Here is a 14573-nt window from a genome sequence, read left to right as displayed (position 1 = left end):
CCCCCTAAAGTCTTAGAATTCTCACTATATAGCAATTTCCCTACTGGCGAGGTACAGAGTCTCTAGTTTGAGGGAACAGGGAACAGAGCGTCTAACAAAGGTCTACCTCATGAGCCACAAAAAGGCAATATAAAACCTAGAAATTATGGATTTCACCAAAGAAAAAACTAATATAGCCAAAGGGGTTGCTATTCTTTTAATGTTTAGCCTTCATCTTTACGGCTTCAAAGAACGCCTAATTAACAACAATAACTATATCCCGCTTATCCCTTGGATTGACCTAGAGTATTATCTAGCCAGTATTGGAAAAATTTGTGTCCCAATTTTTATATTTTTGTCCGGGTATGGAATGTTTATCAGTTACAGTCGCCACCCAGAACGCTCCATTTTGCGCTACTCTTGGCTGAAACTTAAAGATTTTTATGTCACCTATTGGCTCTATTTCTCACTCTTTATTCCCATCGGTTTATTATTCTTTCCCCATGTGACACTATCGGACTCTAATCAGAGCCGTTATTCGGCAGATTTAGGGGTTTTCCTGCTCAACTGGGTCGGATGGGATGACCGCTACAATAATGAGTGGTGGTTTGTGCGAGTTTTCCTGATTTTACTGATTGTGTTATTCCCCCTTTATGGAAAACTTGCCCAAAAAAATAAAATTTTGGGGCTGGTCTTAATCAGTCTATTTTTGCGCCTACTGATTCGGTTTAATTCCTTTTTTGACTCCCACGATCTATTTAATTTTATGTTTTGGCAAATCTTTTTTGCGGCAGGAATTGTTTGTGCAAAACTACAATTTTTCTCAACAAAGTTTAGCCAAAAACTAGATCAGCTTCCGGGCTGGTCTATGGGTGCTTTTCTCCCGGGCTGTTTGACGGCTCAATATTTCATCAGCAATCGATACAATTTTTGGCTGATCCCGTTGTTTATTTATATCAGCATTCGATGGATTGAAGCGATGAATCTCGCTAAACCTTGTGCTTTTTTAGGAAAGTATGCGTTTCCTCTTTGGTTAATTCACTCGTTTTTCTGTTACTACTACTGGCAAGATTTGATTTATTTCCCCCGATGGTCGCCGTTTATTTTACTTTGGTTATTGTTGGTTTCGTTGGGGGTTGTTTTGGCTGTAGAGTGGGTTTTGCAGCGCTCTAAACACTTTGCTAAACAAGTTCGTTGGCGGGGATGAAGCTCTCCCGATTCGCGACTCCCGACCCCCCTATTCCCTGTTCCCTTGACTTCAATTTTGGACACAATTGCATTTTCCCGACTCCCCCCCGTACCCTATTCCCTGTTCCCTTGACTTCTAACGTTGAGCCTTAACTTGTCAAGATTCCCTATTCCCTATCACCTGTTCCCCGTTCCCTGTTCCCTGTTCCCTTAACTTATCAAGATTGGGGGAGGGGGTATGAACAACGGGATGGGATGGTCATATCAGAAGGGCTACAATAGACAGAAAACAACAACAGTCAAATGGTATTATTCTTTTCTCTTCCTTTCCTCGGTCAGGCTACGCCAACGTTCAGGGCATCACAACGACTATTGTACTGTTGGAGTTTAATGATAGCGACTGTTACTGTCATGGCTTGTCAGTCAGGCAATACTACTCCACGAGAACAATGGAGAATTGAGGAACAAATTCACCCAGACTTACCCCCCTTAACCTTTGTTTTGACTGGGGATATTGTGGAGGAACGAGCGGAAATTGATACTATTGCCATCTATACTCCCGACAATCCCAACAAGCCCCAACAAACTTTAACGGGATTTAAAACGGCTTTTCCTGATCTCACAACGGGGGGTTTTGTGGTAGAAGATTTGAATTTTGACGGGTATCAAGATTTACGCATTCCTCAGTTTTTGCCGTCGTCCCCGAATATTCCCTATTTTTATTGGCTGTATAACCCGGAAACGGGGAAATTTGAACGCAACGAAGAGTTAGAAGTTATCACGAGTATAACGGTTCATGGCGATCAAGGCACTTTAGAATCGTTCCAACGGGTCAGCGCGAATACTTTTGTCTTAGAAACCTACGAGTTTCGGGAAAAGAATCTGGTGTTAATCCGTCGCATCACGGAAATTTACGGCACTGATGAGCAGAAGCAAGTCGTTGTCGAAGAGTTGCAAGGGAATGAATGGGTGGTCACTTCTGATGAAATGGTACCCGCCCAACCTTGACTTGTGACATCCTCCCGACACCGACCCTAGGGGTACGGTGCGGGCTTCCCCATATTACTCTGAATTCCTCGTCTCTCCCTCTCCCCTGTTCCCTGTTTCCTAGCCCAGTTATTCAGCAAACCCTAATTACCAGACAATTAATCAATTAAAAGCTATTTAAGAAGAATCAAATAATCTGTGTTTACTCATTCTTTTTGCCATTATTATCCAAGTTAATTCAAGTTGAACGTTGCAAAAATTTGACAGACTTGGTAGAAATGAGTAGGATTTTTACTTGATTGTACGGATATTTTTCTCAATAGCTATCAGGGTACTACCGTGAAGATACTACCGTTTTTCGCGCTGCGGTCTAGAACCGTGGTTTTGTCCAGTGTTTTAACGGGTGCGTTTCTGCCGATTCAAGTCCTAGGGACTCCTCTCTCATCGACTCTAGTCTCCGAGAATTTATTGAGTTCTCCCCATCTGGTGAATCGGGCGATGGATGCAGAGAACCATCCCATGGCACAGATGAATTCAGTGTCCCAGTTGCAGGATGTGTTGCCGGGAGATTGGGCTTATCAGGCGTTAAATGAATTGATGACCCGTTATAACTGCCTTGTGGGTTATCCTGACGGCACGTTTCGCGGTCAACGTTCCCTCAGTCGTTATGAGTTTGCGGCGGGCTTAAATGCCTGTTTACAGAGTATTGAACGCTTGTTAGGGGACGATGACCGACCCACCCAAGGGGATTTAGAAGTCTTGCGACGTTTGGAACAAGAATTTTCCTCGGAATTGGCTCTGTTGGGGACGAGGATTGATGGTTTAGAAGCGCGAGTTTCTCAACTGGAGGAGCAACAGTTTTCGACGACGACGAAATTGTTCGGTCAGGCGATTATCGGCCTACAGGGACGGAATAACAATCAATTGGATTTCTTTCCGGTGGATGGGGTTGCAGATTTACGGGATCCGTTTACTCAACCGACGGTTATCAGTAATGTGCAGTTGAGTTTATTTACTCAATTCTCCCCTCGGAGTCTCTTGTTAACGGGGTTACAGGCGAGTAATGGGCGCTTTCGGTTAACCAATGATACGGCGTTGTCCTATGAGGGGGATTTTAATAATCAGAATCAGTTCCAATTGAGTGATCTCACTTATCGTCATTTATTCGGAAATCGCCTCGCGTTAATTGTCGGGCCGCGAGGAGTAAATGGGGTGAGTGTGTTTCGGGGGGCGAATCGGGTAGAAAGTGCGGGGTTTGGTCCGGTTTCTGCTTTTGCTCAACGAAACCCGATTATTTCGATCGGTGCTGGTCAAGGAGGACTGGGGTTAGATTGGCAAGTGAGCGATCGCCTAAATGTCCAAGGATTTTATAGTAGTAGTCTGCCGGATAACGGTGAGTTTGGCGGTCTGTTGGGGGGGAATTTTGGGGATATTACCTCGGGTGTCCAAGTGGCGATCGCACCCAGCCATAATTTAGACTTAACCCTCAACTATCTCTACAATTACTCCCCTCTGGGCAGTCTGCGAACAGGCATCGGCGAAGATCAATTAGTTCCCGAAGGAATCCCCTTAAATACCCATGCCTTTGGGGTTAATCTCTCTTGGGATGCCACCTCTTGGCTCAATTGGGGGGGCTGGTTTGGTTATACCGCCTCTAGTATTCCCAGTGAGTCCGGTAGCGTCAACACCCTCAACTGGATGACCTTCCTCAACTTCCCCGACTTAGGCGGCCAAGGGAATTTAGGGGGAATTTACGTTGGACAACCTCCCAAAATTACCCGTAGTAACCTCCCCACAGGGTTTAATCTCCCTAATCTGTTAGCGGGAGGATTGGGAACTCCCGGAGGTTCACGGAGTACCACGACCCACCTCGAAGCCTTTTATCGTTGGCAGATGACGGATAACATTGCCCTCACACCGGGGGTGATTTTTGTCTTGAATCCCGCCCAAAGTAGCGGCAGCGACACCATCACCATTGGTGTTCTACGGACTACCTTTAGTTTCTAACCTGATGATTGTTTCCTATTCTGGAGTCTTGAAAACCATGCTGAAATCATCCCTTATCCCCTTATTGGTCAGTTGTAGTGCGATCGCCTTTTCCGATCCTGCGATCGCCCAAACCCTAAGAGTAACTGGAGGATTTGCCAACTTCCGCGACGCAGAGATTTTCATCCGTGAGCAATTTAACGGGGGCAGTGTTTGGGAGGGATCCACACCCACCAGCACCTATATCCGCACCAATCAAGGCGATATTCCCCTAAACGCCCTGTTCAGAACCAGTGTCATCCCCAACCTCAACGTCCCCGCCGGATCTATTCCTCGTGTCGGGACTCAAGGAAGCGTCCTTGGCACCCTCTCCTTTCGCGGCTTTTCCGCCTTTGGTCGTCCCACCTTCTTCCGCAATCTACCCACCGAACTCCAATTCACCATTAATCAAATCAATTTCAACAGTTTTGGCCGACCTTACATCGAATACAACAGCGCCCCCCTCATCCTAACGGAAGTCGGAACCGCCTCCAGCGTTGGCGGAACGGGTACCGTACAGCGAGATACCCCCGTAGTCTTGGTGCAATATCAACCCTTCCCCAATCCTCCCGTTAATACCGCCTTCGCTCCGGCCTCAGCCTACACCTTCCAAAGCATCCTAGGTCGGAGTTACAACGCCGACTTTAACACCACCCTCACCGGAGGTTCCGTCCTCGTCCCCAATCCCCCGGGATTTAGCCCAACCGCCTCTGTTCCCATTAGTATCCGACCCAGACCCGGCATAGAAACCGTCCTGTCTACCATTACCACGGTTACGACAACGACCACCACCACCATCAGCACCTTTAACACCTTCGGCACCACCTTTACCGGGATTAATAGTCGGACTCAAGCCACCCCCGCCCTCCCTAGCACCATTTCGCGGGGAGCCTTCACCTTCAATAATGTCCCCAGTGGTCGCTGGTATGACCCCCCCATGGCCAGCCGTTTTGATTACACCATGATCCCCTCCGCTCAACCTGTTGGGTTAACCAGTCGGGTTTTCCCCGGAGTCACGGGAACGGAAATCTCGGACAATTCGCTCTTTACCGCCATTGCTGGTCTACCGGAAAATATTGATCAAGACGACCGTTTCACCGTATCTGTCGGTGATATTGTTCTTGGGGAATTTGGCCCCGATGACCGGGTAGATTTTGCCGACTATGCAGACATTTTGGGGGATTTATTAATTAACGGTCGGGGAGTAAAAGCCTTTGCTATTAGTGACATTAACCCCAGCGTTGATGCTTCCAATCCCTTGGCCTTCCCGGTGAAACTGGAATTTAGTACCCCGACCGCTAGTTTTGAAATGCGCGCTCAAGGGGAAGGATTAGAAGCGGGGGATTCTATGTCTGTGTTATCTGAGGAGGCGATGCAGAGCAAATTCCGCACCTCTCGGGATTTAGCCCAACGACGAGAGGCTATTCTCAACGGAGAACCCACTCCTACGGTTGCAACCCTAGAATAGGCAAAAAGCAAGAGCGGGGAGTGTCAACTTGGCGCAAAAATTAACTTTGGGTGATAGGAACAGAAGCGGTTTTGAGATTTTGGAGAATAGGTAATAGGTCTTGAGGGTTTTGGCGTTGAGTATAGTCAGGATTGACGAAACTATGAATAATAATTCCCTCTGTATTGACTACATAAGTCGCAGGAATGGGGAGTTCAAAATCGCTGTTACCATTAGAAGTTTGAAGATCAATCCCCAGTTGTTCATAAACAGGGCGTAGATAGTCAGGAAGGTTAAAAACTAAGCCAAATTGACGCGCTAGTTGGTTTTGAGCATCACTGAGGACTTCAAAGCCTAGGTCATTGATTTGTTGCGTGGAGAGAGAATGATCGGGTGTTTCCGGGGAAATGGCCACCAGTTGAGCGCCCGAGTCTTGCATCTCTCGTAAAGCCTTGCGCAGGGCTTGCAATTCTAGACTGCAATAGGGACACCATCCCCCTCGGTAGAAGGAAATCACAAGGGGACCCGCCTTGAGCAGATTTTGACTAGAAATCAGTTGCTGATGACCATTGGGTAAGGTAAAGGTAGGCATTAAATCCCCTGTTTTAATGGCTTGTTTTGCCATGCCTGATGTTAATAATTCTCGGCCTGCTTGTTCAAACAAGGCCATGACTTCTTCAGGTAATTTAGCCTGCATTTGGGCGGATAACTTCGTTAAGTCTTCGGTTAGAGTCATAATACCTTTTGGGGGTGATAGGGTAGATATGGGCATCCTATTTAAGTTTCAATGGCCTAGGGAGAATTCATGAATTCCCCCTACCACAACCTATTTAGAATTCCTCTCGGGAAAGTTGAAGCCCGTTATAGGGCTTTTTGAATGGCCTCGCTGTAGAGTTTTTTGGGCTTTAACCCCACGATGCGTTCTATCACGTCTGTCCCTTGGAAGAGAACGACCGTAGGCGCGCTACGCACCCCTAATGTGATAGCTAGATCAGGCTCTTCGGTCAGGTCAATGGTGACGAGATGAAGTTGATCTCGGTGATCGCTCACTAATTGCTCCAACACTGGGGCTAAGGTGTTACAAGAAGGACAGTGAGGGGCAACAAACTTAACTAGAATAGGGTGTTCAGAAGTCTTTTGCAGTTGTTCAAGGGCATTGCGTCCCGTTTCTGACATAGTAAAAATCTCCTTAATTTAGCCGTTTGGGTGGGAGGAGGAATCCCTCCCCCTTGCCGAAATTGAGCGACGGGGGACATCCCGGGTTTTAAGCTCACGTCTGATCTCTCGTCGTTGAGGAAATCAGGCGAAAACAGACAAAACAGGCGATCGCTCCTCAGAGAGCCAACGTTCTGCTTCCAAGGCCGCCATACAGCCCGTTCCTGCCGCCGTAATAGCTTGTCGGTACTCCCGATCCTGTACATCCCCAGCCGCCCAAATGCCCGGAATATCGGTAGCGGTACTCTTGCCCAAGGTTGGAATATACCCGCCAGGATCTAACGCCAGTTGACCTTGAAAAATTTGCGTGTTGGGGGTGTGACCAATGGCATAAAATAAACCACTCACGGGGAACGAAGACACTTCTTGAGTTTGCACATTCTGCACTTTTACCCCTCGCAACACTTCATCCCCATAGGCTGTAACTGGGATAGAATGCCAATGAATCTCAATTTGAGGGTGATGGAATAACCGATCCTGCATGGTTTTGGAGGCTCGTAGACAGTCTCGCCGGACCAACAAATGCACCCGACTGGCATATTTTGTTAAATACAAGGCCTCTTCTGCTGCCGAATCACCACCCCCCACTACGGCAACCTCTGCCCCTTGAAACAAGGGATTCGCCCCATCACAAATGGCACAGGCAGAAATGCCATTATTCCAAAACTGCTCTTCCCCCGGCAGATGTAAGCGTTTGGCTGTTGCTCCAGTACAGATGATCACCCCTTGGGTGTAAACCTCCAATTCCTCGGAAGCCACCCGAAAGGGACGTTGTTGAAAATCCACCCTCACTACATCATCTTGAATTAAGCGCGCCCCCCAGCGTAGGGCTTGTTGACGCATTTGCTGCATTAACTCCGGGCCTTGGATGCCTGCGGGAAAACCGGGGAAATTCTCAACTTCGGTGGTGGTCATTAATTGACCTCCGGGAACCCCACCCGCCGCAAATCCTTCAAAAACCAAGGGATTCAGTTGGGCGCGTCCGGCATAGATAGCGGCAGTATAACCCGCCGGGCCTGAACCAATAATTACCAAATTCTCAACTGTCATGGCACTTAACCTCCCATAAACCATTGAGTTCCGGTAAACAAGTAGTAAGTACCTGTCATAATCAAGGCCACCGCACCGAAGCGAATAATCCCCTCGGAATGTTTCAACAACTGATTACTCTGTTTGGCTAATCCGGTGAACAAACTGGCGAGGAAAATCAGCATGGTGTAACCGAGGGCATAACTAACCATGGTTAACGTTGCCAACAGTTGAGAACCTGTGGCTGCCGCGGCCGCTAACACGGCAAATAAGACTGGACTGGCACAGGGAGAACTGACTAGGGCAAAGGTTAACCCCACCCCATAGGGACCGGCTACAGGGACATCTAGGTTCATCTGAGGCAAGGGTAGCTGAATCACTCCCATTAACCAGAGTCCCATGACGGCCATAATTAACCCGACGGCTAGATTAATATAGCCCCGATAGTCCACCATCACGGCTCCGGCAAAGGAGGACACTAGGCCAAATAAGCTCAAAATGGTGACGGCTCCAAGGACGAAGAGTCCGGCCTTTGTGAACGCTTGAACACGGGATTTAATTTTTAAGGTGCCGATATAACTGAGGTTAACGGGGAGTAACGCTAGGATACAGGGCGATACACTGGCTAACAAACCGCCCATAAAGGCGAGGGAGATTAAGATAACCGGATTAGTCGTGTTTTGTTGCTCAAACCATTGTTGATAACGATTTTCGACTAAGGAAATCGCTCGTTCCAGAGGGTGGCTAATGACGGGACCCAAGGTGATGACAACCATCAGGGCAAGAAGTCCGAGTCCACCGTAAATGAGCCACTTTTTGAGGGCTTTGGGGTGTTTGCTGGTTTTGCCCGATGGGGCGGATGGGTTTGTGGGAGCCATGAGGGTTTTTCCGAATCTATCAATGAGTGATGATGATTGATTTGAGCGTTGTCTCTAGACTGAGACAATGTGATGCTCTATTGGGCAAGGGCGTTATCTAATACGGTGGTGTAGTCTGAGAGGGTGGGATTGTTGCGATGTTGGGCGAGGATTTCTCCGGTGTCGGGATTGACGATGGTTAAGGTTCCGGTTTGAGATTTATGGGCAGCTAAGAAGTCTCCGAGTCCCAATTGTTGGGCTTTGGCTTCGGCTTCGGCGGTGGTGGTGCGATCGCTCATATCCAACACCACAAAATGAACTTTCCCCGCATAGTCATTTTTCAGTTGGGATAAGGTGGGGGCAATATTTTCACAAGCTGAACACCAACTAGCGTAAATATCCACTACGACGGGTTTCCCTTGCAATTCTGGGACTAACGGTGCGCCGAGGGATCGGGCTTTAGCGGCACAGGGATTTTTCCCAGCACAGGGATCAGCTTTAGCGGCACAGGGATTTTTCCCGGCACAGGGATCCCCCGGGAGTTCGGTTCCAGCATTGGAGGAGGGGGGTTTAGCGGCACAGGGATTAGCACAAGCGGCAACAGTGCCTAAAGTCAGCAGAGAAACAATGGTCAGAGTCGATAAATAACGGATATTCATGAGGTTTGCCTCCAGTTAATCAAAGGAATCAATAGACATCTCCCTGTCTTTAAGTTTGAATACTTATTGCACCTTTCTTTTCCAAGGATTTTAGGAGATGTCTAATCAAAATTGTGTACAGAATTCAGATATCAGTTGCAGAGCAAGAGAGCTAGGAAATAAAACCCAATCAACTGAGTCAACGGGCTATTTTTTTAGCTTGAATCTCACTTTATTGTGCAGAAATCGCTGCATTTAGCACCGAAGTATAAGCGGACAAACTGGTATTATTGCGATGTTTTGCCAAAATATCTCCAGTGGCTGGATCAATAATAGCAACCATCCCGGTTTGAGATTTATGGGCAGCAAAAAATGAACCTAAGCCTAATTCTTTTGCCTTAGCTTCTGATGCTTTGGCTTTGGTTTGATCACTGACATCAAACACAATAAAATGCACCTGTTCCCCATATTGTTCCTTAAGTTGGGAGAGGGTTGGGGCAATATTACGACAAGCTGGACACCAACTCGCGTAAATATCGACTACTACCGGTTTACCTTGCAATTGTGGGGCTAAACGTCCTCCTACGTTGCCCACAGCAGAGGCATGAAGTTCAATCCGATTCAGAGTTACTGGATGGGGTGCAGCCTCAACGGCAGGGTTGAGACTGGCTAGGGATAAGCCCACCCAAAAACTTGACAAAATTACAGATTTACGCATATCTAATGTTGATGATGGAGTAATCAATGGCACAGTTCAGGGGGGGAGGTTGACTCATTTTTGGGTCAACTGTTGAAGATTTGTCGTTCTTATTTTGAACTGTTCTCTTGTATTAAACGGGGCGTAGATGAAGATTTACTGAAAAACAGATAGAGATTCGCTAAAAGCTCATTTCAGCAAAAACTCATCTAGAGGTCAGGGATTGATCAGGTTGTTTTTAAACCCTAGGTTTATAATAAAAAACTAAGGAATGAGAGGAAGTATGACAAGTCAAGACTGGTTGATTAATAATGAGGGAGTTTGTCAAGCGGTAGACTGGGGAATTCCAGAGGTTGATTCCTTTCGTCCTTATCGGTTGTATCGCTTTTTGACGGATCTCGAAGATATCCTAGAACAAATTTCTGATGATGCTTTGAGACTACAGGCAATTTGTCCCTTGGTGCGCCAACTTTTAAGGAGTTCCTCTTGGTTACAGATTCCGATGGTAGAACCGAATCCTGAGACAGGATGGGAGGTGTTAATGCTTTATGATGAACCGTTTTTTCCCTTAACGGTGCAGTTAGTAGCTTGGGCGCCTGGTGTGGTTTCTCCGGTGCATAATCATGCTTGTTGGGGATTGGTAGCGCTGTTGAGTGGGGAGGAAAAAAATACGTTTTGGCGACGTTCTGGGAGGGGGGATGCACCGGATGCGATTGAAAAGATAGGCGATCGCATTTTTAGCCCCGGTGACGTTCTTTGCCTGATGCCAGAAGCGATTCACCACATTGAAGCCACTTCCCCAGAACCGACTCTCAGTTTCAATTTATACGGCGAAACCAATTATCCCCAGCGTTTTCAATTTGATCCCCTTGCAGGCACAGCGCGGAATTTTTAATGAGTTGTGGGGTTTTCTTCAACCTACGGATATTTCATACAACATTCTCTTGAGGTTTTGCCGTCATGCTACTCCGTCGTTATTTGACTTCTCTGATTCAGGTTTGTTCACCCAAACGATTTTCAACTTCCTCTCTACAATTCCGCTTAACGTTGGAGTTAGTGACGCTTTCTGTGTTAGGTTTGGGAAGCATTGCGATGTGGTCAGCTTGGCAGATGGAACAAAGTCTGGTAGCGGCGCACAAACAGACTTTAGAATATGTCGCTCGACGTTTTCCTGAACAATTAGAACTTTATACCCAAGCGGTTTCCCTAGAAAGAGGACTCGAACAAACCATTAGTCGAGTTTCTACACCGGAATTATTAGTATGGGTTCAAAATCCGGAGGGGGAACTATTAGCCCGTTCTTCTAATCTCAATCGAGATGTCTTAGAAATCCGCGCTCTAGACTCCCTCCCTAATATCCCCGATAAACCTCAAGTGATTCGTCTCGGTAATCGGGATATTGTCCTCTGTGGTACTCCTTTAATGGTGAATAATCAGGTGGTTGGTCGTTTATATCTCTCCCAAGATATTACCGGAGATCAACAAAAATTACAGGCCGGATTGTGGCGCTTATTATGGATGAGTTTATTCACCATTGCTTTTTTAATAGTGGCGATTTCCCAACGGATTCGTCACGCGATGCACCCCCTCCAAGAAATGAGTCAAGTGGCGGGTGCGGTTTCTGCTGATGATTTAACGGGGGCAAAATTGGAACTCAATCAAGCGCCGGAGGAAATTTTAGGACTCGCTACGGCCTTTAATGAGATGTTATTCCGTCTTTCGGGAGCCTGGGAACAACAACGTCAGTTTGTGGGGAATGTGTCCCATGAATTGCGGACTCCTTTAACGGTGGTGGTGGGCTATTTACAAAGTCTAAGCCGACGCAGCACCAATTTAAGCGACTATCAACAACAGGCTTTAGAAACCGCTACCGCAGAGACAGAACGCACGATCCGAATGTTACAGGATTTGCTAGATTTAGCCCGGGCTGATACAGGTCATTTACATTTTCGCTCTCAGCCTATGGTTTTAAACACCTTAATGGCTGAAGTGACAGCCATGAGCCAAAAGGTGAGCAATCGGACGATTCAGTTACTGATGACGGAACAGGATGTGGTGGTTTGTGCGGATCAAGACCGATTACAACAGGTGTTAATTAATTTAGTGGACAATGGGCTTAAATATTCGGCCCCGGATCAGCCTGTGGATTTGGTGTTAGAACAGACTCAGGACTGCGCTCAGATTCATGTGTGCGATCGCGGGATTGGCATTCCCCTTGCCCATCAACAGCGTATTTTTGAACGGTTTTATCGGGTGGATGAGTCTATGACTCGCTCCCGAGATGGTACGGGATTAGGATTAGCGATCGCCAAAAGTCTCATCGAAGGCATGAACGGCCGCATTACCCTACGTTCCAAACCCCAAGAAGGCAGCACGTTCACCCTCTCCCTACCCCTCTGGCAAGCCCCCCATGACTCATCATATTCTCTTGGTCGAAGATGACCCCAAACTCGCCCAATTTATCCGCGCCGAACTTACCCTAGAAGGATATCAAATCACCCTCGCCACCAATGGCATTGATGGCCTCAATCTCGCTCGTGACCAAGAACCCGACTTATTGATTTTAGACTGGATGTTACCGGGAATCTCGGGCTTAGATCTCTGTCTCCGTTTACGCAAAACAGGCATCAACACCCCCATTATTTTGCTCACAGCCAAAGATGACATTCCCGACCGAGTAACAGGATTAAATGCTGGAGCCGATGATTATGTAACCAAGCCTTTTAGTATGGAAGAACTCCTCGCACGGATTCAAGCCCGATTACGTCGTACCAAGGTTGAAACCCAAGATATCCTACAATTTGAAGACCTCAGCCTAAACCGCCTCACCCGTGAAGTCTATCGCGGTTCTCAACTCATTGAATTAACGGTCAAAGAATTTGAACTCCTAGACCTCTTACTCCGTCACCCCCGGCAAGTCTTGACTCGCGACCAAATCCTAGAAAATGTCTGGGGTTATGACTTTATGGGAGAGTCTAATATTATTGAGGTCTATGTCCGCGCTTTACGCATCAAAATGGAAATGAACAACACTAAACGCTTACTACATACTGTTCGCGGGGTGGGCTATGTTTTACGTTAGCTCGGGTCTGCTGAATAATACCAGACGCTTAGGCCTTGAGGGAGCGTCAGGAGGAAAGGCCTCGTAGTGATAGGGGGAAGCCCGCGCTGTACCGCTTGCGGTCAGCGTCGGGAGGATGTCAAGTCGTATATTCGGCGTTAATTTTCACATAATCGTAACTGAGGTCACAGCCCCAAGCCAGACCTTTCCCGGAACCATTGCCTAAATCGACGGCAATAATCAGGGGATTATCTCGCCGTTGACCTCCTTCGGGTCGGGAGGAATCTTGGGCAATTTGCCTCATGTAATCACTGGCCGCTTGACGATCATAGGGCATGGGCTGACCTCCATCCATCATCAGGAAGTCCCCCAGTTTAATCCGTAGATGATCCTGCTCAAAGGGTACCCCAGCCCGTCCAGCGGCTCCGGCAATGCGCCCCCAGTTGGGATCTCGTCCGAAAATGGCGGATTTGACGAGGGAGGAGCCGACAATGGTTTTGGCGACCTGACGGGCGGCGGCATCATTGGGGGCTCCGGTCACTTGCACTTCAATTAAACAGGTGGCTCCTTCCCCATCCCGAGCGATCGCCTTGGCCAAATACTGACACACTTCGGTTAACATGGCCTCTAGTTTCTCGCCGTCAGCGTTCATCTCCGTAATCGCCGCCGTCCGGGATTGACCATTGGCGAGGGCAATTAGGGAGTCATTGGTGCTGGTATCCCCATCTACGGTGATTTGATTAAAGCTTTTATTGGCGGCACGGGTGAGCATTTCTTGCCAGAGGTGGGTGGAGACGGCCGCATCACAGGTGACAAAGGAGAGCATGGTGGCCATGTTGGGGTGAATCATGCCGGAGCCTTTGGCAATGCCGCCAATGCGCACGGGACGGCCTTCTAGGGTGGTTTCTAGGGCGATCGCCTTGGGGACTAAATCCGTGGTGATAATGGCTCGGGAGGCGGCATCTCCCCCAGTTTCGGATAAACTCTCCACCAGTTGGGGAATCCCCCCCCGGAAGGCCTCCATTTTCATCCGTTGTCCGATCACTCCCGTTGAGGCGAGGAGGACAGCATCGGGGCTAATGTTGAGGTGTTGGGCGACTAATTGGGCGGTTTCTAGGGCATCTTCCCATCCTTGCTCTCCTGTGGCTGCATTGGCCTGTCCCGCATTACAGAGAATGGCGCGAGCAGATGCTTTTTTTTGCAAACGTTGACGACAGTAATCTACACAGGCCGCCCGCACAATAGAGGTTGTAAACACTCCGGCGGCGATCGCCTCGGTTTCCGAGTAAATCAGGGCTAAATCTGGCGCGCCGGATGGTTTCAGCCCCGCCGTAATCCCCGCCGCCTTAAAGCCTCTCGGTGCTGTTACATTGCCCTCAATGATTTGCCAGTCTCCCATTCATTTCTCCTTAGCCTATCGATGGGTTGGTATTTTTACCTGTATCAACTA

The 14573-nt window shown here is 48.0% G+C and carries 14 protein-coding genes; 7 read left to right on the top strand and 7 right to left on the bottom strand.

Going from position 1 to position 14573, the window contains the following annotated elements:
- Positions 1 to 145 precede the first annotated feature (145 nt).
- The 4 genes from SPI9445_RS0101370 (at position 146) to SPI9445_RS0101355 (ending at position 5647) form a co-directional block, all read left to right on the top strand.
- Complete coding sequence (locus SPI9445_RS0101370) at positions 146 to 1186, top strand: acyltransferase family protein (protein WP_017302920.1); 1041 nt, start codon at positions 146 to 148, stop codon at positions 1184 to 1186.
- 392 nt (positions 1187 to 1578) lie between these two features.
- The gene (locus SPI9445_RS0101365; protein ID WP_017302919.1) at positions 1579 to 2175 is read left to right on the top strand and encodes an XAC2610-related protein; all 597 of its coding nucleotides are present in this window, start codon (positions 1579 to 1581) and stop codon (positions 2173 to 2175) included.
- 318 nt (positions 2176 to 2493) lie between these two features.
- A complete protein-coding gene (locus SPI9445_RS0101360; RefSeq protein WP_237747910.1) occupies positions 2494 to 4161 on the top strand; it encodes an iron uptake porin in 1668 nt (555 codons plus the stop codon).
- A 37-nt stretch (positions 4162 to 4198) separates the two neighbouring features.
- On the top strand, positions 4199 to 5647 hold the full coding sequence (locus SPI9445_RS0101355; RefSeq protein WP_017302917.1) for a hypothetical protein: 1449 nt from the start codon (positions 4199 to 4201) through the stop codon (positions 5645 to 5647).
- Between the two features lie 40 nt (positions 5648 to 5687).
- Here SPI9445_RS0101355 and SPI9445_RS0101350 read toward each other — a convergent pair whose 3' ends face one another.
- The 6 genes from SPI9445_RS0101350 to SPI9445_RS0101325 all read right to left on the bottom strand — a co-directional run bounded on the left by SPI9445_RS0101350 (position 5688) and on the right by SPI9445_RS0101325 (position 10083).
- Positions 5688 to 6362 (bottom strand): peroxiredoxin-like family protein, encoded by a 675-nt coding sequence (locus SPI9445_RS0101350; protein WP_017302916.1) that lies wholly within the window; start codon positions 6360 to 6362, stop codon positions 5688 to 5690.
- Positions 6363 to 6487: 125 nt separating this feature from the next.
- Entirely contained in the window at positions 6488 to 6802 is a 315-nt protein-coding gene (locus SPI9445_RS0101345; RefSeq protein WP_017302915.1) for a thioredoxin family protein, read from the bottom strand.
- A gap of 123 nt (positions 6803 to 6925) precedes the next feature.
- The gene (gene trxB / locus SPI9445_RS0101340; RefSeq protein WP_017302914.1) at positions 6926 to 7891 is read right to left on the bottom strand and encodes a thioredoxin-disulfide reductase; all 966 of its coding nucleotides are present in this window, start codon (positions 7889 to 7891) and stop codon (positions 6926 to 6928) included.
- Between the two features lie 5 nt (positions 7892 to 7896).
- Positions 7897 to 8748, bottom strand: a complete 852-nt coding sequence (locus tag SPI9445_RS0101335; RefSeq protein ID WP_017302913.1) for a cytochrome c biogenesis protein CcdA — start codon at positions 8746 to 8748, stop codon at positions 7897 to 7899.
- A gap of 77 nt (positions 8749 to 8825) precedes the next feature.
- Positions 8826 to 9386 (bottom strand): TlpA family protein disulfide reductase, encoded by a 561-nt coding sequence (locus SPI9445_RS0101330; RefSeq protein WP_017302912.1) that lies wholly within the window; start codon positions 9384 to 9386, stop codon positions 8826 to 8828.
- A 211-nt stretch (positions 9387 to 9597) separates the two neighbouring features.
- On the bottom strand, positions 9598 to 10083 hold the full coding sequence (locus tag SPI9445_RS0101325; RefSeq protein ID WP_017302911.1) for a thioredoxin domain-containing protein: 486 nt from the start codon (positions 10081 to 10083) through the stop codon (positions 9598 to 9600).
- 262 nt (positions 10084 to 10345) lie between these two features.
- Here SPI9445_RS0101325 and SPI9445_RS0101320 point away from each other — a divergent pair, with 262 nt between their 5' ends.
- From SPI9445_RS0101320 to SPI9445_RS0101310, 3 genes are all read left to right on the top strand, one after another.
- On the top strand, positions 10346 to 10957 hold the full coding sequence (locus SPI9445_RS0101320; protein WP_017302910.1) for a cysteine dioxygenase family protein: 612 nt from the start codon (positions 10346 to 10348) through the stop codon (positions 10955 to 10957).
- Between the two features lie 65 nt (positions 10958 to 11022).
- Positions 11023 to 12504, top strand: a complete 1482-nt coding sequence (locus SPI9445_RS0101315; protein ID WP_017302909.1) for a sensor histidine kinase — start codon at positions 11023 to 11025, stop codon at positions 12502 to 12504.
- A complete protein-coding gene (locus tag SPI9445_RS0101310; protein ID WP_017302908.1) occupies positions 12473 to 13144 on the top strand; it encodes a response regulator transcription factor in 672 nt (223 codons plus the stop codon). The genes SPI9445_RS0101315 and SPI9445_RS0101310 overlap by 32 nt, the downstream gene beginning before the upstream one ends.
- Positions 13145 to 13262: 118 nt before the next feature.
- On the opposite strand, the gene argJ is transcribed toward SPI9445_RS0101310, so the two are convergent.
- Positions 13263 to 14522 (bottom strand): bifunctional ornithine acetyltransferase/N-acetylglutamate synthase, encoded by a 1260-nt coding sequence (gene argJ, locus SPI9445_RS0101305; protein ID WP_017302907.1) that lies wholly within the window; start codon positions 14520 to 14522, stop codon positions 13263 to 13265.
- Between the last annotated feature and the right edge of the window lie 51 nt (positions 14523 to 14573).

The organism is Spirulina subsalsa PCC 9445 (assembly GCF_000314005.1).
Classification (GTDB): Bacteria; Cyanobacteriota; Cyanobacteriia; order Cyanobacteriales; family Spirulinaceae; genus Spirulina_A; species Spirulina_A subsalsa.
This window is presented reverse-complemented; position numbering and strand designations above follow the sequence as displayed.

Coding starts and splice junctions, on each gene's coding strand:
- SPI9445_RS0101370 (WP_017302920.1), top strand. CDS start 146: ATGGATTTCACCAAAGAAAAAACTAATATAGCCAAAGGGGTTGCTATT.
- SPI9445_RS0101365 (WP_017302919.1), top strand. CDS start 1,579: ATGGCTTGTCAGTCAGGCAATACTACTCCACGAGAACAATGGAGAATT.
- SPI9445_RS0101355 (WP_017302917.1), top strand. CDS start 4,199: ATGCTGAAATCATCCCTTATCCCCTTATTGGTCAGTTGTAGTGCGATC.
- SPI9445_RS0101350 (WP_017302916.1), bottom strand. CDS start 6,362: ATGACTCTAACCGAAGACTTAACGAAGTTATCCGCCCAAATGCAGGCT.
- SPI9445_RS0101345 (WP_017302915.1), bottom strand. CDS start 6,802: ATGTCAGAAACGGGACGCAATGCCCTTGAACAACTGCAAAAGACTTCT.
- trxB (WP_017302914.1), bottom strand. CDS start 7,891: ATGACAGTTGAGAATTTGGTAATTATTGGTTCAGGCCCGGCGGGTTAT.
- SPI9445_RS0101335 (WP_017302913.1), bottom strand. CDS start 8,748: ATGGCTCCCACAAACCCATCCGCCCCATCGGGCAAAACCAGCAAACAC.
- SPI9445_RS0101330 (WP_017302912.1), bottom strand. CDS start 9,386: ATGAATATCCGTTATTTATCGACTCTGACCATTGTTTCTCTGCTGACT.
- SPI9445_RS0101325 (WP_017302911.1), bottom strand. CDS start 10,083: ATGCGTAAATCTGTAATTTTGTCAAGTTTTTGGGTGGGCTTATCCCTA.
- SPI9445_RS0101320 (WP_017302910.1), top strand. CDS start 10,346: ATGACAAGTCAAGACTGGTTGATTAATAATGAGGGAGTTTGTCAAGCG.
- SPI9445_RS0101315 (WP_017302909.1), top strand. CDS start 11,023: ATGCTACTCCGTCGTTATTTGACTTCTCTGATTCAGGTTTGTTCACCC.
- SPI9445_RS0101310 (WP_017302908.1), top strand. CDS start 12,473: ATGACTCATCATATTCTCTTGGTCGAAGATGACCCCAAACTCGCCCAA.
- argJ (WP_017302907.1), bottom strand. CDS start 14,522: ATGGGAGACTGGCAAATCATTGAGGGCAATGTAACAGCACCGAGAGGC.